2 protein-coding genes are annotated in these 1,574 nt (G+C 69.9%); both read right to left on the bottom strand.

Going from position 1 to position 1,574, the window contains the following annotated elements:
* The coding region (locus OXF11_02515) for a methylase (GenBank protein MCY4485972.1) at positions 1-1,081 on the bottom strand (1,081 nt) is incomplete at its 3' end.
* 136 nt (positions 1,082-1,217) lie between these two features.
* Positions 1,218-1,574 (bottom strand): hypothetical protein (locus tag OXF11_02510; protein ID MCY4485971.1); only part of this gene is annotated, 357 nt, incomplete at its 5' end.

The raw sequence follows: 1,574 nt of genomic DNA, 5'->3' as shown, positions 1-1,574 counted from the left end.
TGATGCGTACTTCCACCGGCAGGCGCGGTGGAACTTGGGAGATGACGGCTTCGAGCAGTTGGGCGGCGGTTGCGGCGCGGGCGCCGGGATCAACCTCGATGCCGGGCTGGGCTGTTCGGTCGAGCACGGTGAGCCTGGTGTCGAAGCCCGTGCCCCGGCGCGCGTAGGCGCGGCCGTCGATGGCCATGGTGAACACGACCCGGGCGGGGGGATCGAGGCGGCCGAAGGCGCTGTCCCAGTCGGAATCGCCGGGAATACAGTTGGCCGAGGTGATGGCGGCGAGCCGGCCGTCCGGCGGGAGCATCGAGTACGCCGAGCGCACGTGCCGGAGGTCGGCGTCGTGGCGGATGTGCTGGACGCCCGGAGTTGCCGAGAACGGCGGGTTCATGATGACGACGGTAGGCCGGGCGCCGGGCAAGCGGTCGGCGATGTTCTCGGCGTTCACGCCGGTGACCAGGGTTTCGGGGAACAGCCGGGACAGAAGCGCGCGGCGCTCGTCCGCAATCTCGTTCAGATGGAGGTTCCCGGCCCCGCTTCCGAGCGCGCACTCCGCCATCACTGCCAGCATGCCGGTGCCCGCGGACGGCTCCAGCACCATGTCGCCCGGCCGGATGGCCGCTGCCCGCAACACGGCGTAGGCGAGCGGCAGGGGCGTGGAGAACTGCTGCAGCCGGATCTGCTCTTCAGAACGCTTCCTGTGGGACGGCTCCAGGGCGGCCACGGCCTCCAGCATCTTCAGCATGGCGAAGGGTCCGTCCGGACCGGCCCCGGCGTGGCGGCGCATGGCCCGGCCATGGCGGCGTATGAACAGGACGACCGCGGCTTCGGCCGCCTCGTAGGCGTCCTTCCAGACCCATGCGCCCTGGGCGTCGCTTGCGCCGAAGGCGCGCGTCATGGCGTCGCGCAGGGTCGCGGTGTCGAGCGGCCGGCCCGCCTCCAGGACCGGCAGGAGGTTTCCGGCGGTAGTGAACAGCGCGTCACTGGTGGGAGGCCGGGAGCGCGGGGTGGCCGGGAGGGCCGGAAGCGTGTGGGGAACCGGGACGCGCGCGGATGCGTCCGGCGCCGTGTGAGCGTCGAGCATGGATGTCTCCCTCCTGGAATGTGTGGAAGCGCCGGGGTGCGGCAGACGTTCGACAACCGGCCGCCGACAGGCCGGCGGTATGTACGCGTTCGCACCGCTCCGTAATGGAACCGCCTGCAAGGCCGACATCGGGAAGTCAGAGGAGGCCCTCCCTGGCGAAACTGAAGAAACGGCCGTGTCCGCAGACGACATGGTCGTGGACCCGGATCCCCATCACCTCGCCCACCTGGCGGAGCCGGTGGGTGATGTCCACGTCCTCGCGGCTGGGGGTCGGATCTCCGGAAGGATGCGCATGGCAGAAAATGACCGAGGCGGCGCTCTCGCGGATGACGGGGCGGAATGCCTCCCGCGGATGGACCGTGGCCGACGTAAGGCTGCCCGTGGACACCCGGTGATGACCGATCAGCCTGTTCCGGTTGTCCATCATCAGCACGTCGAAGTGTTCCCGGTACTCGTTCACGTACCGGGGCCGCATGTAGCGGTAGGCTTCCTC

The sequence above is a fragment of the Deltaproteobacteria bacterium genome (assembly GCA_026712905.1).
Taxonomy (GTDB): domain Bacteria; phylum Desulfobacterota; class Binatia; order UBA9968; family JAJDTQ01; genus JAJDTQ01.
Note: the sequence above shows the minus strand (reverse complement) of the source record. Positions and strands in the feature narration are given on the sequence as shown.